Raw genomic sequence first — 24,823 nt, forward strand, 5'->3', positions numbered from 1 at the left:
GACGAAGCAATGCAGTTGCAGATGGAGCGATGACTTCCTGCTGCAAGCGATTATCGGATCAACAAGTTAGTGCACACTAGCCCTGGTGTGTGAGTGGTTTCTCTCACCGAGTTTGCTGAGACAGCCATGCGTAAAGAGCGTCGAGCATGTAGGCCTTGGACCATGCGTCGTGTGAGCCCAAACTGCTCGAGCGGCCCACGTCGGATGTCAAGCCGAAGAATTCAGTGTATCGGGGCAAGCCACCAGCTTGTCGGAGGGCCCCAATCATGGCACGGGGATTCGTGATTGGGTATTTGAAATCGTACAGGTTGTGAAAACACCAGCATGGAATATTGGAAATCCTCTGTGCTTGATCTGGGTCGCAGCCTGCAGTGGCGATCGGAACGATTGCCGCCCAAAGTTCGGGATGTTCGGCGGCCAGACTCCATACACCCGCCCCACCGCTGGAGACACCCGTCAGGTAGATTCTCTTAGGATCGACTTCGTACTCATCCTGAACCAATTTGAGGACGGCCAAGACCATCCTTGCATCGGTGCCGCCAGGGCTCCAGCCGCCCGACCGCCCCTGAGGAACGACGGCAAAAAAGGGGAAGTTGTCACGCCTCTGTTTCACGGCAAGGGGGAACGTGACGTCAAGATAGGCATCTCCTCGTGGTCCGCCTTCTCGTTCGTCGTATCCATGCAGAAAGAGGATCAGGGGATAGGAGCGGCCACTGCGGTGGCCCGGCGGGGCGAACACTGCATAATTGTACTCGACCCCTGATTCATCTCGGTAGCTACGTCGGACAAAGCCGTCATGCAACGCATCGTTGGGTATGGAAATAGTCTCTGCAAGAGGCGATAGATGCAAGTGGCGTCGAGCTGACTCTACGTCATCGCGGGATAGATTGTAAATGAACAAGGACGCACCAAGCCTTTGAAGAGGCTTGAAGTCCTTGAAGTAGGCGTACTGGACCGTGCCTAAGCTATAGGCGTCGACGGCATACCACCCAGGATGCGGGCCACCCTGCAGACTGTACCAAGGAGCATCCTTGGGATCGCTGCCTCCATGGGAATTCAAGCTGGGAGCAATCGTGTACTCGAGCCCATAGGCCTGGGGATCGACGATCTGTCGACAGGCCAGACCAATGGGGCGAGATTCAGGATGCTCTCGAAGCCATGACTTCAGGATGCCGAAATCCTGCCCGCAATCTCTACCTGACATCCAGCGTGGTAAACTCGTGGCATTTTGTGTTCCCGACGCGGCTTCATTGAGACAACATAAAAAAGAAGGGTAGGTTGTGAGGCTGTTAAGTAAAACCGAAGCCAGCAAGCCCAAAATCAACCAGCGCGTTGTTCGAAATGCCGGGCGGAAGAAAATTGATAGTGAGGATATGCCGATAATCGCAAAAGGAGCGGCCAAAATGAGGACGGATGACGTAGGCAAAATTGGCGCAAGAATCGTCGAGGCTAGGACAAGAACGAAGACGGGCGGAGCCCACACGGCCAACTGATCCAAGACTCCGGACCGCATCCAAGCCATCCGAAATGACGTGGCGGCTCCACCGAGGATCAGTGCGAGGGTGCCTAAAGGGATTTTCCACGCAAGCATGGTCCATGAAAAGCCACCGCGAGCAGACGCTGATGTCGAGATTGAGGCATCGCCGGCTTCCGTCGCGGAATCTCGCCACCGCTGAGCGAGTCCTTCGCGATAGTCACTGGGGACTAAGGTAGCCAGACTCGTCAACCCACTGGCCGAACCGCCCACGCCATCTCTCGCCGCCGGCGCGGTTTGAGAGAACAAATATCCTGAATTCAGGACCCATAAACAAAGAGTCGTGCCGATGAATAATTGACCGGCCCAGGACTTGGCAGGTTGTTGTGGAGCGTCGTGTTCCTTCAAAAACCAACGAGCCGTGCCAATCGAAACCCATGCAGGCAAGAGAGCCAAGACGGCGAAGTCGGCCAATAGAGCTATCCCCAACAGTATGCCGGTGAGAGCGGCCCTGTTCCAATCCGGTTTGCGAAGCCAACCCAGGAAGGCGTAGGACGTAGCCAAAACAGCAACGGCGACCGGCAGGTCAGGGGTGGCCATCTGCTCACGAGCCAGAATGTTCGGGCCAAGACTCCAGAATATCAACCCGAGGCAACTCGCCGGCTTGCCATAGAGGTTGTTGGCCCAATGATAAATGATCCAGGCCCCCATCGCCCACCAGAGGAAATTGGGGACGCGGGCAAGACAAAACAGAATCACAAACTGATTACGATTGTGGTAAATAAATCTGGAAGCGTCTTGGGACGCGCGATCGAGCCCTACCGCCTCTGTCCAATATTTCTGCCTCTCAAAATCGACACAAGGGTCCAAAAATGGGGTAGCAGCGAGGACGGGAACGGCAGAAATCAGCCTCGCCAGAGGCGGAACGTCGTTCGCAGTGGAGAAATCCCCGGTCCGCCAATGGACGAGGCCAGCCGGCACAAGCCTGGTCTCATCGACGGTGGGGTAGTGGCGCAAGGTCCCATCTAAGAACAGTAGGAAGTTCGCGGTCACGAGCAGAACGATCGGGTTTCGGACGATTGTGAAGCGCATAGCTAACTGTCCTGAGTTCCAGAACGGCACGTCACAAATCGTCCATGTTGACAACCTCGCCGCCGGCTCGTGAACCTAGAGCCCACCAGGTTTTTATGTTCACCGAATCCTTGACGAATCGAACCGAGCCGTCGGCGAAAGCAACGTTGACACCGCCACGATGGTTACTACTCGGCGGCGCACTGCCGGACGGCCCTACATAGATAAGCCAGGAGTCGTCGCCGTTCCATTCCTGTGTGTTGCGGCAGGAGACGCTATTGGGAGGTCCGGTATGAGTATAGCTGCTGACAACCAAGTGCAGCGGGAAGGCGGCGGCCCACATCTGGCCGTTGACCACCACAGCGGAGGCTTTTGCTTCGCCGGGCAGATTCACACAATCGTTGACCAATCGCTGAGCGGCGGCCAAACCTTCTTTTGAATCAGAGGGGATCGCCGATCCGCGTACGGTACTAAAAACGACTCGTTTCGCGTCAATCGTATCGCTACGCCGAACATCCAAGCCCCTCATGGACAACCCCAACACACGCTCGCTTAATAAAGCCGTATTAGACATGCCATCGCGGATGTGGCTTGGCCGAACTGGACCGCGTGTTCCTGGGTAGGGGGGCCTGTCCGGGACATTGGGATTCTTGTCGAGGAGGCGGCTTGGTAGCGGAATGATAAGACCATCGGTCACTGCGATCTGGCCGGGACCTCCATAGTTCCCCATGTAGTTCGTTGGCGCATACGGAGCGCGAGGACGGACGTTGTCTCCGTAGTCACTGGGACACAATAAGAGGCTCAGTTGCAAACAGGTTACGGTCGAGTTCGCTCGCCCGCCGGGGGCGGAAACCGTCGACACGGGCTCTAGGCTGAAATTGTAGGCGTCGAAGAGCGATTTCTGCTCGGCAAACTGCAACACCGAAACAATCCAACTCGTGGACCAACCCGTCTTTGGATGCGGCGGTTGACCTGGAAACATGCTTTGAGCGGGAAAGACGCCGACCGTGCTCTCATAATTATGTGCGGCCAACGCCAACTGCCTCATGTTGTTGGTGCACTGAGCACGTCGAGCGGCCTCACGCGCACCCTGGATTGCAGGAAGGAGTAGTGCAACCAGCGCGCCTATGATCGAGACGACAACCAAAACCTCGATCAGGGTGAATGCCTGATTCCACCGGCAGTGTTTCGACTCATTGCGACTTCGCATCTCGACACCCTTATATTACTTGTGTTTCTAAACTCTGCATCAATAAATTGTCGACGATCGCATAGTCGATTTCAGCTTCATTTAAGGAGCATTCTCTACATGTACTCCCCGTCGACGGCGTCGCATTCAGCACGCACTCTTTAGAACCACTCGTTGATCGCTACACTGCCATAGGACGCCGCACGAATCGAATTCAATTCTTAGATTTTGAATTCAATTCTTAGATTTTCCGCCGGGCACTCGTTGACGTCTAGGGAGAGAAATTCGACGTCGGCGGATGGATCCATCGTTTCGGAGTGTTGCGACGTTTTCTTTGAGCCCTTCCAGTGGCTACTCTGCGGAGGTCTCTCAGAACCTTTCCTCGTGACATGGCCTGATGTGTTAGGGCTTGAATTCCCAGGGACGGGGGCCGTAGCCATTGATATTGAGTATCGGCCCGGACGAATCGGCGGGAGTCGGAAGCATCCATTTTTGTCAGTTCGGACATTCAACGCGAGCGAGTATCGACGGAACGTGAGCGAAGCATCCCCTAACGGTCGGCCTTGCAAAAAGGCAGTTCCACTGACCGTGACTAAACTTTGCTGCTTAACTCCGGCGACTACAATGGCCATCGTGGCAAGCACCATGCAGAATGCTTTTAAGGAGCCGACGCTCCCTTCATCCACCTTCTCCGAATTAGAGTGCCACTTAAGGAGGACGATCACAACAATTAGGTCGAAGATCAAGACAAGCCAGGGATTGACTGCCACAAGGCCAAAGCAGCCACATGAGCAGTCACCGGCAAGAGCATGATACAAACTGGAACCCCAAAGCCCTGCAAAAATCACAACCACCCATGGACGCGTATCCTCGGAACGGCATCCCGACATCAACCAGATCCCAGCAAAGACTTCTAACTCCGATAAGGCGGCAAAGAATATTGTTGCAAAGTCGTCTTCTTGGCCAGTCACGGCGAAGACATAGAGCTTAAGCAATCCACCTACAAAAAGGATGGCTCCTAGAAACGCGTGCATCCATCGCAAGACAACAACATCGTAAAAACACAATCTTCTATGTTTCGATTTCTGTTTACCTGCTTTCACTAAAGTGCGCCTCTGGTGGTTCGCCTTCTGTTAAGGAACGGAAATAAAGCAACTTCCGTCTTGACATCGGCCAGGTCAGTGGGATTCCCAGACGATCCCGAAGGAATCGGGAAGTTGTTGAATTGGCAATTATGAAGTTGGGGGCAAAGGCCATCATCGCCATCTTGAAGCGATCACCGTTTTAAGATAGCGATGACGACAAAGTCCAAAGTAACGCTCGCCGTCGAGAAATGCCAGTGCTTGTGTCTGGCTCTAGACGGAAATGGAGAGACGCCTTACCCGAGTTACTCTGTTTTTTCGTATCAAACATACAGTCAACAAGCAATCACATTCTAGTTCAACATTTCCATAAGTTCCATCCTCTCCACACCTGGGGGCCCAGGAACTCCAGCGGCCCACATGGTCGAGCATCGGCTAGACAGGTAGACGGAGCTACCTTCCCACCATTTCCACGTAAATCCAACAATTCAAAACAAAGCCGCTTCCACCTAAATCTCATAGTTTCAAACAGTTGAGTTGACTAAGCACCAATTTCCTATTAATTCGGTCGACTTAATTGGGATTTTATCTTGACATCAAAGCCACTGGGACCGATGATCGTGCAACATACGGTGACAAGACGCCATCTGAAACGGCTTCACGCTGAGTCTCGCAAGATCGCTCATCTCACCAGGACAATTTCGATGAGAATGATTCTCTGTTGTTGTCACGAAATCACCTGCCTCACTGAGTGCCCGTTCCAGTCGTAATCGAAGGCTGGAGCCAACTCGAGATCGAGGCGACTGGCCTCCCCCCACCATTCGCCAATGAGTCCGCGCTCATCCTCCACAGGCTCTGCGGGAGGTGAGTGACGTCCGACGTCCTGCGACGAACAGCTCTTCGTCCCGAAATCGAACTTCCGGACGCCTCCACGTGCTTGGCTGAGCGTCACTGAAAACCTGCGCAACATGCGGGTGCCCGGCTTTGTACTCCGTTCGACCTGCGGGCGTGGGGCCTCTGCGCCCCTCGTATCCGCTCCCTCGATACGCCCTTGGGGCCGCGCATCGCGGTCAGGGCCAGCAGGGTGTATGTCCCCGAAAAAACTGGAGATTCACGAGCCATGCGTTTTCGACAACGACCTGGGTTTACTCTGATCGAGCTGCTGGTCGTGATCGCGATCATCGCCGTCCTGATCGCCTTGCTCTTACCGGCCGTGCAGTCCGCCCGTGAGGCTGCCCGCCGCGCCCAGTGCGTGAACAATCTGAAGCAGCTCGGCCTGGCCTTGCATAACTATCACTCGAGCAATGACGCGTTCCCGCCGTTGGCCGTCCCCGTCAACGGCGTGGGGGCCTTGACGGACTACCAGGATCACTGGGGGCCGAGCGTCTTGCTCCGCAGTCTCGGCTCGATGGAGGGGCAGAACCTGTACAACGCCTTCAATTTCCAGGTCGGCTGCGTCATCGGGAATTGCGACGTCACGGGCTCAGGCAACGTGACCGTCGTCAAGTCGAGGGTCAACACGTTCATTTGCCCCTCGAGTCCGCACTCGACGGTCTTCCCCTATTCCTCGAATTACGGTGCCAGCATCGGACCTCAGTTTCGCTGGGACGCCACTCAAGGGGGGATCGGCGTCGGCGCCTTCTCCTCGCAGATTTCCCGTGGGATCAAGGATTTCGTGGATGGATCGAGCAACACCGTGGTGATCGCCGAGATCCGAACCGGCAACGCGATCCTCGGCAGCAAGGACCATACCGAGTTCTTCACCAAGGTCCCCTGGCCGTCCAACGCTCCCAGCGGCAATGGCCAAGATCAGATCGCGACGAACCCAGCAGGGTACGCCAACAACCAGGCCTACACGACGGCTTGCGACGCGGCTCGTGCAGCCGGCCTGAACGAGCTCGACCAGGCGGCGGAATTCTGGACGTTGAGCCGGACCCACCGAGGCGCCGTGGTCTCCATGCTCCAGACCCCGAATACCCCCCACGCCGATTGCTTTTTCAACTCCACTCACCTCTTGAGCGAACTCCCCGCCGCCGGAGCCAACATGAACTCGGCAAGCCGAAGCTGGCACTCCGGAGGAGTCAACGTGCTCTTCGGTGACGGCAGCGTCAAATTCATCAAAGACTCGATCTCCGATCGGACCTGGTTCGCGCTCGGCACTCGGGGCGCAGGTGAAGTGATTTCAGCCGACTCCTACTAACACCGCAACCTCACACCCAAATTCCTACTATTTCGATAGGAAAAATCTACAATTGGAGAGTTCTGATGCTGCGACTTGAGAGAAATCAGGGGGTCCGGCTTTGCGATGGCCTGACCCGGCGGGAGGCGATGCGGATTGGGGGGCTGGGCCTGGGGGGGCTTTCGCTCCCCGGGCTCCTCCGGCTCCAGGCGCAAGCGGCGGAGTCGGTGGCCGAGGGGCGCGCCCCTGGGTTCGGCAGGGCCAAGTCGGTCATCATCTTCAGCACCAACGGCGGCACCGCCCAGATGGATTCGTTTGACCCGAAGCCGGACGCACCGGCCGAGGTCCGAGGGACCTGGAAGCCGATCAACACGAGCGTTCCAGGGGTGACGCTCAACGAACACTTGCCCCGGCTGGCGAAGCTCCAGCACAAGACGGCCATCCTCCGAGCGATCCACCACAACCAGACGCTCCACCCGTCGGCGATTTACCTGACGCTCTGCGGTGACTTGATCGGCCGGGTCGTGACGCCGGAGTCGGCGACCATGAGTCGGGACGACAAGCCTCACTTCGGCTCGGTCGTCTCGAAGCTGCTTCCCGTGAAGCCCGACTTGCCCGGCTTCGTCATGCTGCCCGAGGCCATGGGCCCGAACGGGCCGGAATGGCCGGGGCAGTTCGCCGGCTTTCTCGGCTCGGGCTATGACCCGTATCGTGTCAACAGCTTTCCCGGCCAGCCCGGCTACTCGCCGGGCGCCTTGGCGTCCGATCCCGAATTGCCCGCGGCGCGGCTCGGCAATCGCCGGCTGCTCCTCGACCAGATCGGGCACACCGCCAGCCGGCTCGACAAGGTCGCGGCCGCCACGAATCTCGACCCGCACTACTTGAAGGCGTTCGACGTGATCTCGTCTCCCGCGGCGCAGCGGGCGTTTGACGTCGAGGCCGAACCGGCCGAGGTCCGCGAACGCTACGGCGACCACTACTTCGGCCAGTGCTGCCTGCTGGCGCGCCGGCTGGTTGAGGCCGGGGTCCGACTCGTGCAGATCAACTGGCTGAGGAGCAATATCGGCGGGGTCGGCGGCCCCGGCTACGACACCCATCAAAACCACTTCGCGCTGACCCGCGACCAGCTCTATCCGCCAACCGACCTCGCGTTCACGGCCTTGCTCGAAGACCTCGACGAACGCGGCCTGCTCGACGAGACCCTGGTCTATTTCCACAACGAATTCGGCCGGACCCCCAAGGTCAACCCGCGCGGCGGACGCGACCACTGGCCGTCCTGCTACAGCACCCTTCTGGCCGGAGGTGGGATCAAAGGGGGAGCCGTCTACGGCGCATCGGACAAGATCGGCGCCTATCCGGCAGCCGATCCGGTCACGCCCCAGGACGTGCTTGCGACCATTTACCACGCGCTCGGCATCGACGTCGAGACCCACCTTTACGACCAACTGAACCGGCCCCACAAGCTGGTCAAGGGCGACCCGATCCGCGCCATCCTGGCCTGAAAATCCCAAAAGGGCGGCGGCCCTCATTAACGTTGGGCCGTCGCATCCAAACACAAAGGGGAGCTGTCTCGAACATGCCTGGAACATCTCGACCCGGACCGAGCCCGACCGCCGCCCCGGCGCTCGCGCTGGCCGTGGTCCTCTCCGCACTCCCCGCGTTCGCGGGGGCGGGAGTCGACGACGAGGCTCGGGTGATCGGCCAGCCCGACACGCTCGCCGTGACTCCCGCAACAATCGAGTTAGTCGACCGCAGGGACACGCGCCAACTCCTCGTCGCCGGCCACTACGCCGACGGCTCGGTGCGCGACCTTTCCCACCTCGTCACGATTGAGGTGGACGACCCGCAAGTCGTCACCATCGCCCCGGGCGGCCATGTCGCCCCCAAGGCCAATGGTCGAACGACCATCCGCCTCCGCGCCGGGAAAGGAGCAGGGGAGCGAAATGTCGCCGTCCCCGTGACCGTCGCCGGCCTCGACCGCCTTGACTCGGTCAGCTTTCGCCGCGAGGTGATCGCCGCCCTGAACGTCTCAGGCTGCAACGCAGGAGCCTGCCACGGCACACCGTCGGGCAAGAACGGGTTCAAGCTCAGCCTCCGTGGATTCGACCCGGCGGCCGACTACCTGCAACTGACCCGCGACCTCGCGGGCCGTCGGATCAGCCTGTCCGACCCGGATTCGAGCCTGATCCTCCAGAAAGGGCAGGGGCAGGTCCCACATGAAGGGGGCCAACGACTCCGGCCCGACGACCCCGCTTTCCCCCTGATCCAGGCCTGGATCGCCAGTGGCGCGAAGGACGACCCGGCCGACTTGCCCAGGCTAACCGGCATCGCGATCGCTCCCGGTCCTCACCTCATCAAAGCCCCCTCCAAACACCAGCAGATCTCCGTCACGGCCCGGTTCGCCGACGGCACGACCCGCGACGTGACCCGCCTGACCGTCTTCACCAGCAGTGACGAAGCGGTAGGGCAAGTCGATCGCAACGGCCTTGTCGAGTTCCATCGGCCCGGGCAGGTCGCAATCCTGGCCCGCTACCTGGACGAACTGGCTCCGGTCCTGCTGACGTACATCGACCCCGATTCGAGCCAGCCCTGGACGAACCCACCAACGAATAACTACGTCGACACACACGTGTTCGCCAAGCAGAAGCTCCTCGGCCTGGCGCCCGCCGACCTGGCCCCGGATCACGAATTCATCCGCCGGATTTCGCTCGACCTCTGCGGCGTCCTGCCCACGCCCGAGGAGGTTCGCCTCTTCCTCAACGACTCTCGCCCCGACAAGCGGGCCCGACTCGTCGACAGTCTGCTCGAACGCCCGGAATATGCCGATATCTGGGCCTTGAAGTGGGCCGACGTCCTGGGCAACAACCGCCGCGCCGTCCAGGCCAAGGGGGCCTATGCGTTTCACGGCTGGATTCGCGACCACGTCGCGCGGAACACGCCGTTCGACGTGGTCGTTCGTGAGTTGCTCTCGGCCAAGGGGAGCACCTTCAATAACCCGCCGGCCAGCTTCTTTCGCAACGACCGGATCGCCAAGGAGCCCCAAGGGCTGGCTCAGAACACGGCCCAGCTCTTCCTCGGCGTCCGCATGTCGTGCGCGCAATGCCATAACCATCCGTTTGAGCGCTGGACGCAGGACGATTATTACGGCTTCTCCGCATTCTTTGCCCGGGTAACCTCGAAGCTCGATCCGACCAACCCAAGGATCGCGCGGTTCAACCAAGGGGCCCTGATCATTGAAGACGACAAATCAGGGGAAACGATCCATCCGCGAACCGGGCAAGTCGTCCCACCCAAGTTCCTTGGAGGGGCAGTCGCCGAGATCCCGCCTGGAGGGGAACGTCGGGTGGTGTTGGCCAACTGGCTGACGTCCCAGGAGAACCCGTTCTTCGCCCGTGAGCTGGCCAACCGGACCTGGTATCACCTCCTTGGACGTGGAATTGTCGACCCGGTCGACGACGTCCGCGACTCCAACCCACCGGCCAGTGAAGAGCTGCTCGAAGCCCTGGCCCAGGATCTCATCGCAAACCGCTACGACGTCAAACAGCTCATCCGGACGATCGTGAACTCACGGGTCTACCAGCTTGCGTCGCTCCCGGACGAGGAGACCCACGGCGGAGCGCGCTACTTTGTTTCGGCAGTGGTGAAGATGGTGCCGGCCGAGCCCTTGCTCGACGCCATCTCGTCGGCCACGGGCTCGCCGGAGCTGTTCGACGACCCTGACCAGCGGAACCGCGACGCCGGTCAGAAGCTGGTGGATGTCGGCAACGCGAGCCAGACATTCGGCGGAATGCCGCTGGGGACGCGGGCCGCGCAGCTTCCCGACGGTGACGTCTATCAGCACCCGTTCCTCTCCGCCTTCGGGCAACCCGCGCGAGAGACGTCGTGCGAATGTGAGCGGGGCGGCGACGCCGGCCTCGTGCATGCGCTTCAACTGATTAACGGGCCGAGCGTCAAGGACAAGCTGTCACGCCCGGAGAACCGGATCGGCCGGCTCCTCGCCGCCGACCGTCCCGATTCGGAAGTCATCGAAGAGGTTTACCTGGCCACGCTCTCGCGCCTCCCTACCTCGGAGGAGCGTGCGGCCGGAGTCGGCTACGTCTCCAGGTCGCCCGACCGCCGCCGCGCCTGGGAAGACGTGCAGTGGGCCTTGCTCAATTCCAAGGAGTTCCTCTTCCGCCACTGAGTTGAGTCATTTCCCAACGCCTCCTCGGCGTCGAGGTCGGTGATCCTTTCCACACTCGCCCACCGACCCTGGTGACCCCGCCGAGGAGGCGCCTTCCCTCAAAGGACAACGACCAATGCGACGACAAACGATCCGCCTCGCGCTGAGCCTAACCCTGGCGGCCAGTGCCCTGATCCGAGGGACCGAGGCCAGGGCGAGCGACGTCCCGGCCGGCCCGCTCGAGAAACCAAAACCACAAGGAGGGGAGCCAAAGCCGAACGGGGTGATCGCGATCCTGGGCGACGGCACCCGTCACTGGGCGGCCGTCCGCTCCCTCGCGTTCAGTCCGAACGGCCGCGCGCTCGTCTCGGCCAGCGACGACGGCACAGTGACCCTGCGCGATCCAGGGTCGGGGCAAGCGATCCAGGCGATCGGAGGTCGCAAGTCCGGCGATGATCCGGTCGCGGCGGCCCGATACGTCGGTGGGGCCTATTTCACGCTCGCCTTCAGCCCCGATTCGAAGACCCTGATTGCCGCATCCAGCAATAAAAACGTGATGGCCTGGGACGCGACCGATTGGTCCAATCGAGAACCTCTGACCGGCCACACCGACGGTGTCTTCGCCGCAACCTTCTTTCCCGAAGGCAAAGCGATTGCGTCGGTATCCGACGATCACACCGCGCGAATCTGGAACGCCGAGTCGGGCAAAGTCGAACGGACCATTCCCCGGCCCGGCGAATACCTCTCAGCGCTCGCCGTCAGCCCGGACGGACGAACCGTCGCTCTGGCCGCCTGGGATCACACGATCCGGCTCTACGACCCGGCCAACGGTCTCGAGAAGCTCGTCCTCGCCGGCCATGAGAAAGGGCGGGCCCTCGCCTTGGCGTTCGCCCCTGACGGGTCGGCCCTGACCTCGGCCGGGACCGATGGCACAATCAGAGTCTGGGATTCGCGCACCGGGCGCGAACAGCGGGTGCTAACCGGCCATGACGGCTCAGTCCTGATCGTCGCTTACGATCCCAGCACCAAGATCCTCGCCTCGGCCGGGTTCGACGGCACCGTCCGACTCTGGGACGCCTCCTCGGGGTCCCCCTTACGGACCATCCCCGCGCATTCCGGCCCGGTTCTCGCGCTCGCATTCCGGCCTGACGGGCAGACCCTGGCAACCGGGGGCACCGATGGCCTGGTCCGCCTCTGGGACGTGGCGGGCGAGCCTTCTTCGGACGGATCGTCCGACCAGGCCGGCGCCATCGTGGCGGTTGCCTTCAGTCCCGACGGTACGGCGGTCGCCACCGGCGATAGCGCCGGACACGTCAAGCTCTGGGATGCCAAGGAAAAGAAGGTCCGCCTCGACCTCGAGGGGCATGAAGGCGAGGTTGCGACCGTCGCCTTCAGTCCTGACGGCAAGACCATTGCCTCCGCAGGAGCGGATACCGAGGTCCGGCTCTGGGATACGAGCGACGGCAGGCCGCTGGCCAAGTTGGCCGGCCATAAGGATACCGTCGCCGCTTTGGCGTTCACCCCCGATGGCAAGACCCTCGCCTCGGCGGGCGCTGACAAGTCGATCCGCCTCTGGGACCTGGCCTCGAACGAAGCGCGGCTCACCCTGCCTGCGCACACCGGGGCGATCACCTCGTTGGCCTTCTCCCGCGACGGCCAGAGCCTGGCCTCCGCCGGCAAAGACCGCTTCGTCCGGTTCTGGGACCCCGCCGAGGGACGCAAAGGCTTCGAGATTGAACCCGATGAAGACGACGATCCGGACCTCCTGGCCCTCAGCCCCGACGGCGCCTTGCTGGCCACCACCGGGCACCGCGACCTGACCGTCAAACTCTACGACGCCTCCACGGGTCAGCCCCGCAAGACCCTGGCCGGCCACACCGGCCGAACCGCCGCCGTGACCTTCTCGCCCGATAGCAAGACCCTCGGTACGTCGGCCGGCGACGGGACGGCTCGACTCTGGAACGTCTCCACATATCAGACCACGCGTGTTTATCGACTTCATCGCCCTCGTGGCGAGATCTCCCGACTGGCGTACAGCCCCAAGGGAGACCGGCTCGCAACCGTCAACGGGGACGGCACCTCTTACCTGATCGACCCCGCGATCGCCGAAACCGAGGAGGAGAAAGCCGAGAGCGAGGCCGGAATGAAGCGGCGAGGAAACCGCCCAAGGACAGGCACCACCACTACGCCCAACGAAGGCGAGAAAAAGACGCAGGACAAACCGGAAACGGGAGAGAGCAAGCCCGAGAACCCCGCGAAGCAGTGATCGGAATCCGTTACCGGACGATCCATTCGAGCGTGTTCTCGAAGGTGAAAACCTGGTGGGCCGCGCCTACCCTCCAAGAGTCAGACCGACTTCACAAACACGCTCGCCTACATACCCATTAATCCGAAAGTAGAGCAATCGCATGAGTTTATTCGACACGTTTCCTGCTCTTCAACAGTCCATCCTCGCGGGGCTCCCCTTGGTCGTCGTGCTCGGACTGAGCGGCTGCGGTGGGGGAACTTCGGCGATCGAGCCGGAGACGCTCTACGTCACGAAGGGCAAGGTCGAGCTTGCCGACGGCACGCCTCTCTCTTCGGGGAAGATTGAGTTCTTGCCCCTCAAGGCCAGGGTCGCGGAAACGATCGGCGAGATCGCGCCGGACGGGTCGTACGCGATCAAGACCAATGACGTTGACCAGGCTGAGGGCGCCTCTCCTGGCGAGTACAAGATTCGGATCCTTCCGGGCAACAAAAACCAGGTGAGACGGGGCGTGACCCGCGTCGTCAACCGCTCTCGGCTCCCCTACAACGCCAAGTATCTGAACGAGGAAACCTCGCAATTGACGGCCACGATCAAGGCCGAAACCAACGAGCTGCCCCCGTTCCGATTGACCAAATAAATCAGCAACCGAGCCAATCACCGAACCTTCAGGAAATCCAAAAAGATGACCGCATCCCGCCGCCTTGGCTCCGCCTGGAAATGGGTTGCCCCAATCGTCTTGGTGCAGGGGGCGGGGGGTGAAGAACCTCCTCGTCCCCCCACTGCGCCCGGCCCAGTCAGCTTTCTGGACGACGTGGCGCCGCTCTTGGTGCAGAAGTGCATCGCCTGTCACAACGCCAAAAAAGCCGAGAGCAAATATGACCTGACGACCTTCACGCGTCTGGCCAAGGGGGGCCAGCAGGGCGTCGATATCACCTTGGAACCAGGCCAACCGGAGGAGAGCCGGCTGGTCGAGTTGATCCGCCACGACGGCGAACCTCGGATGCCCCACAAGCAGGGCCCGCTCGCCTCGGAGGCGGTCGCCTTGATCGAGCGCTGGGTGAAAGAAGGGGCCCGCTACGACGGCGACAATCCGGACGAGGATTGGGTCGCCCTCTTACGCCGCCGCGCCCGGATCATCGTGCCCGAGCGGTATCAGACTACGGTTCCGATCGCAAGTGTGGCGTTCAGCCCCGACGGAACGGCCGTCGCCACCTCGGGAAACCATGAGGTGAACCTCTGGAAAATCCCCGACGGCACGCCCGGGCACCGGTTGCGCGGAGTCGCGGAGCGGGTCCACGAAATCGCATACAGCCCCAACGGCCATTGGCTCGCGACCGCCAGCGGCGACCCCGGCCGAGCGGGATCGGTCAAGCTCTGGAGCGCCTTGCCCAGTGGTCAAGCCGAGCCGGGCCGCCAGCTCTTCGAGGGGGACGACTCGGTTTTTGCCGTCGCCTTCAGCCCCGACAGCGCTCAGGTCGCCGCCGCCGGTTCGGACCGCACGATCCGAGTCTGGGACGTCGAGTCCGGCAAGCTCCTGACAACGATCGACGACCACGCCGACTGGATCCTCGGCCTCGCCTTCAGCCCCGACGGCCGCCTCCTGGCCACGGCCAGTCGCGACAAGACGAGCAAGGTGTTCGACTGGGCCAAGAAGGCGACGCTGGCGACGTTCGCCGGCCATGCCGACACGGTCTATTCCGTGGCCTTCACCCCAGACGGCCGTCGGATTGCCACCGGCGGCGGCGACGGCCTGATCCGCATCTGGAACCCTACAGAGGACGCCAAGCAAGAAGCCTCACTCAGCGGATTCAAAGGGCCGGTCTTCCGCGTCCGGTACAGCCCGGACGGACAGAATCTCGTCGCCAGTTCGGCCGATCGGACGGTGCGCGTCTTCCAGGGGAACCAGCCCCGGCTCACCCTCGAAGGCCATACCGACTGGATCCATGCGCTGGCGATCTCACCCGACGGCCTGACCATCGCATCGGGAAGCTGGGATGGCGACGTACGGCTCTGGCGCTTGGCCGACGGCAAGCCGGCCGGGACCTTTCTCGCGGCTCCTGGGCTTTCGAAGCTCACCAGCACAGCCCCTTGACCCCACCCCACCCCACCCAGGCGAGTGAGGAGCATAAGCTCGCCTGGAGGGCAAGCACACCTCCGAAGGTCCAACCTTTAGATACTCCAGTTCGCGACAAACGGTTCTTCTTCCTCCCGTCGTGAGCGGTCTCGACGGACGAGGTCGGCGAACGTCGTTTGATCGACGACTCCGGAAAGGGCCTGGTCGACCTGTTCCCAGAACTCGAGAAAGGCCTCATTCCCGGGGAGTTCGCTCTCCACAAGGGACGCCTGGTTCGCAGCCCCATCCACGGGCGAGATGGGACCGTCGATGAAGCGGAGAACCTCGCCAATCGTGATCCGGTCGGCCGGTCGAGCCAACCAGTAACCCCCTTCGACTCCGCGCTGGCTCCGGACAAACCCTCCCCCTTTGAGTTGGTTGAGGATGGCTTCCAGGAACTTCAGGGGGATCTTCTGGCGGTCGGCAATCTCGGCGATCTTGAGCGGTCCCGGGTCCGTGCGCTCGGATAGGACGTAGATCGCCCTGAGTGCGTATGAACACTTCGACGAGATTTGCATCGAGCGGGAAACCTTCGGGCCGCCACCACGCGAACGAGAGTCGATTTCCTGGCAACGCGTTCCAGAGATCGATCCCAAGATAATCGTCGATTGTCTGGCCGGAGAAATGGAACGCATCCCACGGAGCAATCGGAACTTCCGATCGCGGAGAAAGTCGCTTTCCTCGCCTGCCTACCTTCGACGATCCCCGAAAATCATCGCCACGTCAAGCACCTCCAGAACGAAAGGATTCATTCAAAGAGGCGTGAAGGAATCAGGAAACATCGTCAACGCACAGGAATTCGGAGCGCGCAAGCTGATGCGGTCGAGGAGAGCCGTTCTGCTCCCCTCGGCCGCGTGCGCTTTGGGCCGGATTTCGGTTCTCAAAAGGCCAGGGGGCTTGATCGCCTGGCCTTTTACTCGGCGCGGCGGCCGGCTTCGTCTCCTTCGGCAAGTGGCGCGGAGGCGTCCTTCGCCCACTCATTCAGGCCCGCAACATAGTGCCGGGCCGGAATGCCTAGCCGCCGCAAAGCGAAGACGACTCCCCCCGAGCGACTGCCGCCCTGGGAATAGACGATGATCGGCTGGTCGGCTTTGATCCCCGCCTTGGCCAGTTGCGCCTGCTGGGCGTCGACATTCAAGAACCGACCGTCAGCGTCAACCAGCCCGTAGAGGTCGAGCAAGCGGGCCGAGGGAATATGCCCCACCCGGCCGCCGTTCTGCGGCTTCTTCTCGCCTCGGTACTCCGCCACCGAACGAGCGTCGACAAGCTGCACCTTCTCGTCCTGAATCGCGGACTGGACCTCCTCACGCGTCGCCGACCGCTTGGCGTGGAAGTGGACCGCAAACTCGTGCGGCTTCGCCTGGGCGATGTCCGCGTTGACCGGCCGTTTCTCGCGTTCCCAGAGCGGAAACCCACCATCAATCAGGCCGACCCGGGGTGCCCCCGCATACGAGAGCAGCCACCAGACTTTCCCCGCAATGTGCTGACGGTCGTCGTCATAAACATACACTTCGGACCTCTCGTCGATCGCCAAGGCCGACAAACCGCGAGCCCATGCGTCCTTGTCGGCAATCGCCTCGGCCTTGGTCAGCGGTTGCAACGCCTTGACATCCACCCAGAGGGCCCCCGGAATGTGCCCCTTCTTGTACTTCTCCTCCGACCGCACATCGAGCAAACGCAGGTTCGGCTCACTGAGCCGCTTCTGCAAATCGTCGAGCGAGATCAACGGGGGAGCCGCCACTTTTTGTGCCGGCGCGTCGGCCGCCCGGCTCACGGCCGGCACCGCCAGGGTCAAAACCGCCACCCAACGCGCAATCCCTGTCGTCTTCATCGAATCGTCTCCGAATCTGTGAACACGTAAATTCGAATTTGTTTTCAATCAATACGTGAAGACCGTCGACGCTCCAGGTCCGAAATCACAACCCCTCAGGCCCCCCTTGGGAGCGCAACAGGGCCGAACGCCCGGACCGAGCGTAGGCGAGAGTGGATAGAATGGTCCGACGACTCGTCGGAACGACATCCACAATCAAAATCTTATTTCTACAAGTGGTGCGTGCCGATGCCCTTGGGAAGGGCATGCCTCAAGCACGACTCAAGGGGAGCAAGGGGGGGGTCAACAACAGCAAAATGGCCTGATCGCGATCATGACATGGGCCTCCTCAAAGCGACCTCGGACCGGTACGTCCAAGGTAACAATCCCGGTCGCCAGAGAGATCATCGGTCCCAACGACAGGAAAGTCAAGACCCTTTACCAATCAATCCTATCGGAAAAATAGACAACAATCGCTGAGCGGTCATTGAACTCGGTTTCTTCTTCGGTTTGGCGGCCGACTCGATCCATAGTTGACCATCCACAACCTTCCCAATCACCTGATCGCCCCATTTCTGCACCATACCGATCGTTTTAATCAAGTTTTTTGTATAATCGGTGCTCAACGTCAGAGGATCTCGTGCTCGGCCACCATCCTTTCCGGGAGAAGACGCACCATGCGCCGCTCAATCAGACTCTTACTTCTGATCCCGATTGTTGCTCTATCCGTGGTCGCGGGGGAGTCTCCAAAGTCGGCTCCAGACACGGCCGGTGGATTGACCGACACCGACCGAATCATGTTCGCGCGTCGGTTCGCGCGCAGCATCTGGCCGATGATGGCCGAGCCCAACCTCACGGAGAAAGGCTGTCTTGCGTGCCATCGCGACGATCAATCAAATACGTCACCACTCGTCCTTCTAGATAGCCCGAGCGCAGTCTTCGCGAGCCTGCTCGAGGAGGGCTACTTCGATCGCAACAATCCGTCAGCGATCCTGACCCGCGTGGCTCATAAGAACGAGAAGTTTCGGATGCCTCCCGTGCCGGCACGGTCCTGGTCGCAGGAGGAAGTCAGAACCTTGCGCACGTTCATCGAGGAGTTGAATGCCAAGAGGATCCGCAAGGAATCATCATTGGCCCCACAACTCCCAACCCGCCCTTGAAGGCTCAAAGGGGGGAACCAACCGAGAGAAGAGAAACAGCCTTGGAACGTCGGCCAAGGCTCACGAAGGCGATCGATCGTCGCAGTGAGTCCCATTGGCGGCGACCATTCGGTCGATCGCCGCGAACAGTTCGTCCGCCCGAATGGGCTTCGAGATGTAGGCGTCCATCCCGGCCGCGAGACAGTGGTCGCGGTCTTCCTGCCCGGCCCTTGCGGTCAGGGCAATCACGGGGAGATGTCCAACGTCGTTCCGCTCCCGCTCTCGGATGGCCTGAATGACCTGGAACCCATCGAGATTCGGCATGTAGAGGTCGAGGAGCAGGAGGTCGAAATCTGCGGCCAGGGGTTTCTCGTGACTTGCCCCTTGCCCTTCGATTCCCAGCATGGCCAGCGTCTCCCGACCGTCGTTTGCCAACCGCACAAGGTGACCCCGCCGGCCTAGCAGTCGAACCAGGTGGCGAGAGTTGAATTCGCTGTCTTCGGCCACCAGGATCCGGAGCGGTGCCTTGGTCAGCGCCGAGGCCGTTTCCCCAAGCCGCGAAGGCCCACCGTTGGGCGGGTTCTCGACGTCTTGGAGCGGTTCCATGGAGCGCGGGCCAAATCGCGCGGTGAAGGCGAAGGTGCTGCCCAGACCCGGTTCACTCTGCACGTGGATCGTCCCGCCCATCAGGCCGACCAGCCCAGCGGCGATGGTCAGGCCCAGGCCGGTGCCACCATATTGCCGGGTGGTCGAGCCATCCTCCTGCTCGAAGGCCTGAAAGATCCGCTCTTGACCGTCGGGCGGAATGCCGATGCCGGTGTCCGTCACCGCGAACTTCAGCACGGTTTCGGATTCCCCCACGGGCTCGCGACCGTCAACGCATGGTTCAACCCGCACCTTGACCTGGCCCCGCTTGGTAAACTTGATCGCGTTGCCAACCAGGTTGAGAAGCACCTGTCGGAGCCGGCCCGCGTCACCGACCAGGGCGTCCGGAACCCCAGGCGGCACGTCGCAAACCAACTCCAGCCCTTTTTCATCCGCCCGCGCGAGAAGCGTCCGCATCGTCTCGCTCAGCACGGCCCGGAGCGAGAATTCGGCCGGGTCCAACTCCAGTTTGCCCGCCTCGATCTTCGAATAGTCGAGCAGGCCGTCGATCAGGCCAAGGAGACTTACGGATGCGGACTGAACCGTCGTGAGGCATTGCCGCTGGTCATCGGTCAACGGCGTTTCCAGGACCAGCTCGGTCATACCGAGGATGCCGCCGAAGGGCGTCCGAATCTCATGGCTGACGTTGGCCAGGAACACGTCCTTGGCCCGGTTCGCCGCCTCGGCCGCCTCCTTGTCCCGGTGGAGTTCGTCCTCAACCCACTTGAGAGCCGTGGCGTCCGAGAAGACATTGATGGCCCCGACGATCCGGCCTTCCGCGTCCCGAATGGGGTCAATATTCACAAGAACGTGGATCCGTCGCCCTCCAGGCTGCTCCATGACCAGCTCCCGGTTGCGGGAAGGCGTCCCGTCCCGGAGAGCCTGCGCCATCGGCGTCTGATCGTGCGGGAGTACGGTGCCGTCCGGCCAAGTGAGCGGGAAGACGTCGCAGAATCGGTGATCCCGAACGCCGATCGGCGGAGACCAGCCCCAAATTTCCGAGGCTCGGTCGTTATAGAATGTAATGACACCTTGATCGTCACAAGTGCACATAGCCACGGGCAATAGGTCTACGAAGCGCCGGTACTTCTCCTCACTTTCGCGAAGCGCCTCCTCCCTGCGTTTCTTCCCCGTACTGTCAAGGGCGAGGGAGGAGCCGATGGAGCCGAAGAGCTCACCTGCGGGCTCAATCCAAGGCGGCGCTGCGTCAATGGCCCAGCGGTAGTCGCCGACGTGTCGTCGGGGCCGGTATTCCCGTGGGAGTTCATCCTCGTGAAAAGTGGCCAGGACGCCACCAATTCCTTGCGGCGCATCGACGTCGAGTACGGGACTACAGGCGATCGTAAAGCGAGGCGCGTCACCAAAACCATGACGTTCGATCGCGAAGCCGGTCTCTCCCCTCCAGGTCGCCGGCCCCCCCTGGAACGGGGTGTCGATGAGTGGGCCGATGATCTGCCAGATCTCCGACCAGCAGTCCGCAGCCGGCTGCCCCACGGCATCCGGGTGCCTTGCGCCCAGGATCGGCAGTAACGCATCGTTGTAGATCTGGATGTAGTGCGGCCCCCACCACAAGAGTAGGGGGGCACGGTTGGCCAGGAGCATCCGCACCACATTGCCCAAGGCAGGAGACCAGGTATCGACGCCACCGATCGGCGTCTTCGACCAGTCGAAGGACCGCAACAATGAGCCCATCTCCCCACCGCCCGCCAGACAGTCCTGGATGACGTCCTGCTGCATTGGCATGATCGCCCCTCCGCCAGGTCAACCCCTCCTCGCTTCGGCGCTTGACTTGATCAGCAGGTATTCTACCCGACCTTGCGCCGGAAATCCGCACATCCGTGACGATCGAAAAAGCCATTGCCATCCTGATTCGTCGCGTTCCTCAGCATCGAGAATGGCAACGTGAGCCGTCGCATGGCATAAGCTCAGCCCGGAATCGGGCTGACGAAGGGGGGGAGAATTCTCCAGGTATCCACCGATTCTAGACTCCTCCGCTACAATTCGGAAGAGTTCGCCGCCCATGGATCGGCAAACTTCGAAGCATTGCAGCCGAAAGCCCGAGACCACGCGTCGGATTTCATCGGTCCGGGCCTCGGCGCAACGCATTCACGAAACACGACAAGAGGAAGATCGACGATGCAGGAACGACTTCTCGGCCGCAGTGGTCTCCGCGTCTCGGCGCTCGGCCTGGGCTGCATGGGCATGAGCGAGTTCTACGACCCCAAGGGAATGAGCGACGAAGAATCAATCCGCGTCATCCACCGCTTCTTGGACGCGGGCGGCAACTTCCTCGACACGGCCGACATGTACGGCATGGGGCGAAACGAAGCGCTCGTCGGAAAAGCGATCGCCGATCGGCGCGACCGGGTTGTGCTCGCCACCAAGTTCGGCAACGTTCGCAACGCCAACGGCGAATTCCTTGGCGTCCGGGGCGATGCGGAGTACGTGAAAGCATGCTGCGACGCAAGCCTCACGCGACTTCAGGTCGATCACATCGACCTCTACTATCAGCACCGCGTCGACCCCAATACGCCCATTGAAGAGACCGTGGGCGCCATGGCCGAACTGGTGCAGGCCGGTAAGGTGCGCCACCTTGGGCTGTCGGAGGCCGCGGCCGAAACGATCCGTCGCGCAGCGAAGGTCCATCCCATCGCCGCGCTCCAGACGGAGTACTCACTCTGGAGCCGCGAGGTGGAGCCCGAGATTCTCCCGACCGTGCGCGAACTCGGAATTGGCTTCGTCGCCTATAGCCCGCTGGGCCGTGGATTTCTCACAGGGCAATTCCGGACCATCGACGACCTGGCCCCCGAGGACTATCGTCGCAACTCGCCTCGCTACCAGGGGGAGAATTTCGCCAAGAACCTCGACCTGGTGAAAAAGATCGAAGAGCTCGCCAAGCTCAAAGGTTGCACGCCAAGCCAACTGGCCCTCGCCTGGGTCCTTGCCCAAGGCGATGACATCGTGCCCATCCCCGGCACCAAACGGCTCAAGTACCTCGAGGAGAATCTGAGCGCAGGCAACCTCCAACTCGCTCCGGAAGAACTCGAACAAATCAACAACGTCTTCCCCGTCGGCTCCGCCGCTGGCGAGCGCTACCACGCCCAAGCCATGAAAGCGGTCAACCAATAAAAGAGACCACGCAAGCGGCGAGCCCGTTCACGTTCCGGCCGACTTCTTCACTACGGACCGTAAGCGGATGAGTTCCCCATCTTCCTGAAACAAGCAGCCTGAGATGATGGGCCGTGCCACCATCTCAGGCTCTTCATGCAGGCTCGCCTGAAGTCGTTGCGTAGTCGGTTTTGCCACTCCTCAGAATCAAACACGTCTCTCGATTTCTCTATTCTCAGACAAAATCAATTCTCTCTTTTCTAGCGCTGGCCACCTGAGGCAAGCAGAGTCTCACCGGTAATCCAGGCCGAGTCAGCAGAGGCAAGGAAGACGGCGATGGTGGCGATATCCTCCGGTTGGCCAATGCGGCCGAGCGGAGTCAGCGCGAGGAGTTGTTTGTGAAAATCCGTTCCCAGGAAGCCGGCGGCATGCACGCCTTCGGTCTCCACCATCCCTGGATTGAGGGAGTTCACGCGGATCTTCTTCGGCCCCAGTTCCTTGGATAGCGATTTGGTAACGGCATCCACGGCCGCCTTCGTGGCGCTGTAGACCGAGCCGCCCGGAGGAGGCGAGATGCCGACGCCAGAGCTGATGTTGATGACACTGCCCCCCGCCTCGTCGAAATGCTCCACGGCTTTCTTCGTGGCAAGGATCAGGCCCAAGACATTCAGGTTGAATTGCTTGTGAAAATGCTCCTCCGTGACCCCCTCGAGCGGAGCGAACTCGAAAATGCCGGCGTTATTGACCAGGATGTCGAGCCGGCCGTACGCCTGCTTCGACGCGGAAAAGAGCCGGTCAATGTCCGCCGATTTTGAGACGTCCGCCTGCACGGCGATCGCCTTTCCGCCTGCGCCGACAATCTCGGCCACGACCCGGTCAGCCCCCTCCTTGCTGGAAGCGTAGTTGACCACGACGGCCGCCCCCGCAGCAGCCAAATGCTTCGCAATGGAAGCGCCGATCCCCTTGGATGCCCCCGTGACGACGGCGACTTTTCCCTCGAGCTTTGTCGACATTGGTATCCCCTAATACAAGTGTCTATTCAGAACCGAATTGGTGAAATCACGCGTTATAGCCGCCATCAATGGTCAGGCTCGCACCGGTGACAAATCCCGCCTCGGGGCTGGCGAGGTAGGCGACCATGCTGGCAATCTCATCGGCATGGCCGTGACGTCCGACCGGCATGGCCTTCCTCATCCGCTCCGCTTGAGGGCCGTCCGCCGGGTTCATGTCGGTGTCGGTCGGGCCAGGCTGAACGTTGTTGACCGTGATGCCACGGGGGCCCAGGTCATGAGCGAGTCCACGGGTGAGGGCCGCGACGGCCCCCTTGGTCATGGCGTAAGGGCCGCCCCCCGCGACCGGCATGCGATCGGCGGTACAGCTCCCGATCGTGATGACCCGCCCCCCTTGCCCCATATGCCGGGCCGCCTCTTGAGTGGCGACGAAGACGCCACGGACATTCACGGCGACCATCCGATCAAAGTCATCGAGCGAGAATTCATCGAGCGGATGAAACACCGCGATCCCTGCATTGTTCACCAGAACGTCGAGTCGACCGAAGGCTCGCACGGTCTCGGTCACGGCATTCCTGACCGCCACCGCATCGGCACTATCGGCCTGAATAGCCAAAGCTCGCCCCCCGGCCGACTCAATGCTCCGAACCACCTCATCAGCCTTCTCCTTCGCAAGCGCGTAGGTCAGGGCAACCGTCGCCCCATCACGGGCAAGCCGCTTGGCGATCGCCGCCCCAATGCCCCGCGACCCACCCGTCACCAAGGCCACCTTACCCGCGAAGACTTTTTCCATCGCCAGAGCCCCTGAATCGCATTTCTGTACCGCCCGGTAATCAATATAGGGACTGGCAAACCGAGGTCAAGGGAGGTAATGTACTGTCAGGTACAAATTTAAAAGGAGCCCCCCGTTGCCCCCCGGACGTCCCCGCGTTTTTGACCTTGAGGAAGCCTTGGAACGTGCGCTCGAGGTCTTTTGGCGCAAGGGCTACGAGGGGACGTCGCTCCAGGACCTGACCGAGGCGATGGGAATCAACCGCCCGAGCCTCTATGCGGCCTTCGGCAACAAGGAAGATTTGTTCCGCAAGGCCTTGGATCGTTACGTCGAAGGGCCGGGGTCTTTTGTCCGTGAATCGCTCTGCGAGCCGACTGCGCGAGCCGTCGTCGAGCGTCTTCTGAACGGTGCCGCACTCATGCAGACGAGCCCATGCCGTCCGCATGGATGCCTCGTGGTACAGAGCGCCCTGGTGGGGGGAGCCGCCGCCGATCCGATTCGGCAGGAACTCGTTTCACTTCGGAGCGCAGTCGAGACCGCCCTCCGCCGGCGACTTGAGCGGGCGAGCGCGGAAGGTGACCTGCCCCCCGATGCTGACCCCGCCGATCTCGCCCGTTACGTCGCGACGATCACTCACGGGATGGCGGTCCAAGCGGCGGGCGGGGCGAGCCTTGAAGAATTACAACGCGTCGTCCTGATCGCGCTACGCACTTGGCCCTCGTAAGCGATCGGGCAGGGCTAGCGCGCATTTATAGGTAGTTTTGGCGACCTGTAGGGCTTGCGCCCGGGCCGATATTTTTGTAAATCATTCTCCATGCTTA

18 protein-coding genes are annotated in these 24,823 nt (G+C 61.3%); 9 read left to right on the forward strand and 9 right to left on the reverse strand.

Features of this window, described 5'->3' with window-relative positions; all coding sequences use genetic code 11:
- Window positions 1-103: 103 nt before the first annotated feature.
- The 3 genes from SINAC_RS13330 to SINAC_RS13340 all read right to left on the reverse strand — a co-directional run bounded on the left by SINAC_RS13330 (window position 104) and on the right by SINAC_RS13340 (window position 4,837).
- Complete coding sequence (locus tag SINAC_RS13330) at window positions 104-2,566, reverse strand: glycosyltransferase family 39 protein (protein WP_015246167.1); 2,463 nt, start codon at window positions 2,564-2,566, stop codon at window positions 104-106.
- Between the two features lie 31 nt (window positions 2,567-2,597).
- Window positions 2,598-3,755, reverse strand: a complete 1,158-nt coding sequence (locus SINAC_RS13335; RefSeq protein WP_015246168.1) for a DUF1559 domain-containing protein — start codon at window positions 3,753-3,755, stop codon at window positions 2,598-2,600.
- A gap of 200 nt (window positions 3,756-3,955) precedes the next feature.
- Window positions 3,956-4,837, reverse strand: coding sequence for a carboxypeptidase-like regulatory domain-containing protein (locus tag SINAC_RS13340; protein ID WP_015246169.1), 882 nt, complete (start codon window positions 4,835-4,837; stop codon window positions 3,956-3,958).
- Between the two features lie 1,099 nt (window positions 4,838-5,936).
- Here SINAC_RS13340 and SINAC_RS13350 point away from each other — a divergent pair.
- The 6 genes from SINAC_RS13350 (at window position 5,937) to SINAC_RS13375 (ending at window position 15,497) form a co-directional block, all read left to right on the forward strand.
- The gene (locus SINAC_RS13350; protein ID WP_015246170.1) at window positions 5,937-7,016 is read left to right on the forward strand and encodes a DUF1559 domain-containing protein; all 1,080 of its coding nucleotides are present in this window, start codon (window positions 5,937-5,939) and stop codon (window positions 7,014-7,016) included.
- A gap of 65 nt (window positions 7,017-7,081) precedes the next feature.
- Window positions 7,082-8,497, forward strand: coding sequence for a DUF1501 domain-containing protein (locus SINAC_RS13355; RefSeq protein ID WP_015246171.1), 1,416 nt, complete (start codon window positions 7,082-7,084; stop codon window positions 8,495-8,497).
- Between the two features lie 74 nt (window positions 8,498-8,571).
- A complete protein-coding gene (locus SINAC_RS13360; protein ID WP_015246172.1) occupies window positions 8,572-11,178 on the forward strand; it encodes a DUF1549 domain-containing protein in 2,607 nt (868 codons plus the stop codon).
- Window positions 11,179-11,293: 115 nt separating this feature from the next.
- Entirely contained in the window at window positions 11,294-13,423 is a 2,130-nt protein-coding gene (locus tag SINAC_RS13365) for a WD40 repeat domain-containing protein (RefSeq protein ID WP_015246173.1), read from the forward strand.
- Between the two features lie 142 nt (window positions 13,424-13,565).
- Window positions 13,566-14,042 (forward strand): hypothetical protein, encoded by a 477-nt coding sequence (locus SINAC_RS13370; RefSeq protein ID WP_015246174.1) that lies wholly within the window; start codon window positions 13,566-13,568, stop codon window positions 14,040-14,042.
- Window positions 14,043-14,087: 45 nt separating this feature from the next.
- Complete coding sequence (locus tag SINAC_RS13375; RefSeq protein ID WP_015246175.1) at window positions 14,088-15,497, forward strand: c-type cytochrome domain-containing protein; 1,410 nt, start codon at window positions 14,088-14,090, stop codon at window positions 15,495-15,497.
- Window positions 15,498-15,574: 77 nt separating this feature from the next.
- Here the strand turns inward: SINAC_RS13375 and SINAC_RS13380 are convergent, their stop codons facing one another.
- The 3 genes from SINAC_RS13380 to SINAC_RS39840 form a co-directional block, all read right to left on the reverse strand.
- Window positions 15,575-16,036, reverse strand: coding sequence for an RrF2 family transcriptional regulator (locus SINAC_RS13380; protein ID WP_015246176.1), 462 nt, complete (start codon window positions 16,034-16,036; stop codon window positions 15,575-15,577).
- A gap of 395 nt (window positions 16,037-16,431) precedes the next feature.
- Window positions 16,432-17,349, reverse strand: coding sequence for a sulfurtransferase (locus tag SINAC_RS13385; RefSeq protein WP_015246177.1), 918 nt, complete (start codon window positions 17,347-17,349; stop codon window positions 16,432-16,434).
- Window positions 17,350-17,756: 407 nt separating this feature from the next.
- Complete coding sequence (locus SINAC_RS39840; RefSeq protein ID WP_154673698.1) at window positions 17,757-17,954, reverse strand: hypothetical protein; 198 nt, start codon at window positions 17,952-17,954, stop codon at window positions 17,757-17,759.
- Window positions 17,955-18,005: 51 nt separating this feature from the next.
- Between SINAC_RS39840 and SINAC_RS13390 the strand changes: the two genes are divergently transcribed.
- A complete protein-coding gene (locus SINAC_RS13390; protein WP_015246178.1) occupies window positions 18,006-18,488 on the forward strand; it encodes a hypothetical protein in 483 nt (160 codons plus the stop codon).
- A gap of 60 nt (window positions 18,489-18,548) precedes the next feature.
- On the opposite strand, the gene SINAC_RS13395 is transcribed toward SINAC_RS13390, so the two are convergent.
- Window positions 18,549-20,855, reverse strand: a complete 2,307-nt coding sequence (locus tag SINAC_RS13395) for a hybrid sensor histidine kinase/response regulator (protein WP_015246179.1) — start codon at window positions 20,853-20,855, stop codon at window positions 18,549-18,551.
- 393 nt (window positions 20,856-21,248) lie between these two features.
- Here SINAC_RS13395 and SINAC_RS13400 point away from each other — a divergent pair, with 393 nt between their 5' ends.
- Complete coding sequence (locus tag SINAC_RS13400) at window positions 21,249-22,241, forward strand: aldo/keto reductase (RefSeq protein WP_015246180.1); 993 nt, start codon at window positions 21,249-21,251, stop codon at window positions 22,239-22,241.
- 239 nt (window positions 22,242-22,480) lie between these two features.
- Here SINAC_RS13400 and SINAC_RS13405 read toward each other — a convergent pair whose 3' ends face one another.
- A complete protein-coding gene (locus SINAC_RS13405) occupies window positions 22,481-23,233 on the reverse strand; it encodes an SDR family NAD(P)-dependent oxidoreductase (RefSeq protein ID WP_015246181.1) in 753 nt (250 codons plus the stop codon).
- A 46-nt stretch (window positions 23,234-23,279) separates the two neighbouring features.
- The gene (locus tag SINAC_RS13410; RefSeq protein ID WP_015246182.1) at window positions 23,280-24,023 is read right to left on the reverse strand and encodes a 3-oxoacyl-ACP reductase family protein; all 744 of its coding nucleotides are present in this window, start codon (window positions 24,021-24,023) and stop codon (window positions 23,280-23,282) included.
- A gap of 115 nt (window positions 24,024-24,138) precedes the next feature.
- Here SINAC_RS13410 and SINAC_RS13415 point away from each other — a divergent pair, with 115 nt between their 5' ends.
- On the forward strand, window positions 24,139-24,726 hold the full coding sequence (locus SINAC_RS13415) for a TetR/AcrR family transcriptional regulator (RefSeq protein WP_015246183.1): 588 nt from the start codon (window positions 24,139-24,141) through the stop codon (window positions 24,724-24,726).
- Window positions 24,727-24,823 lie beyond the last annotated feature (97 nt).

Origin of the sequence: Singulisphaera acidiphila DSM 18658, from assembly GCF_000242455.2 — a bacterium.
GTDB classification, from domain to species: domain Bacteria; phylum Planctomycetota; class Planctomycetia; order Isosphaerales; family Isosphaeraceae; genus Singulisphaera; species Singulisphaera acidiphila.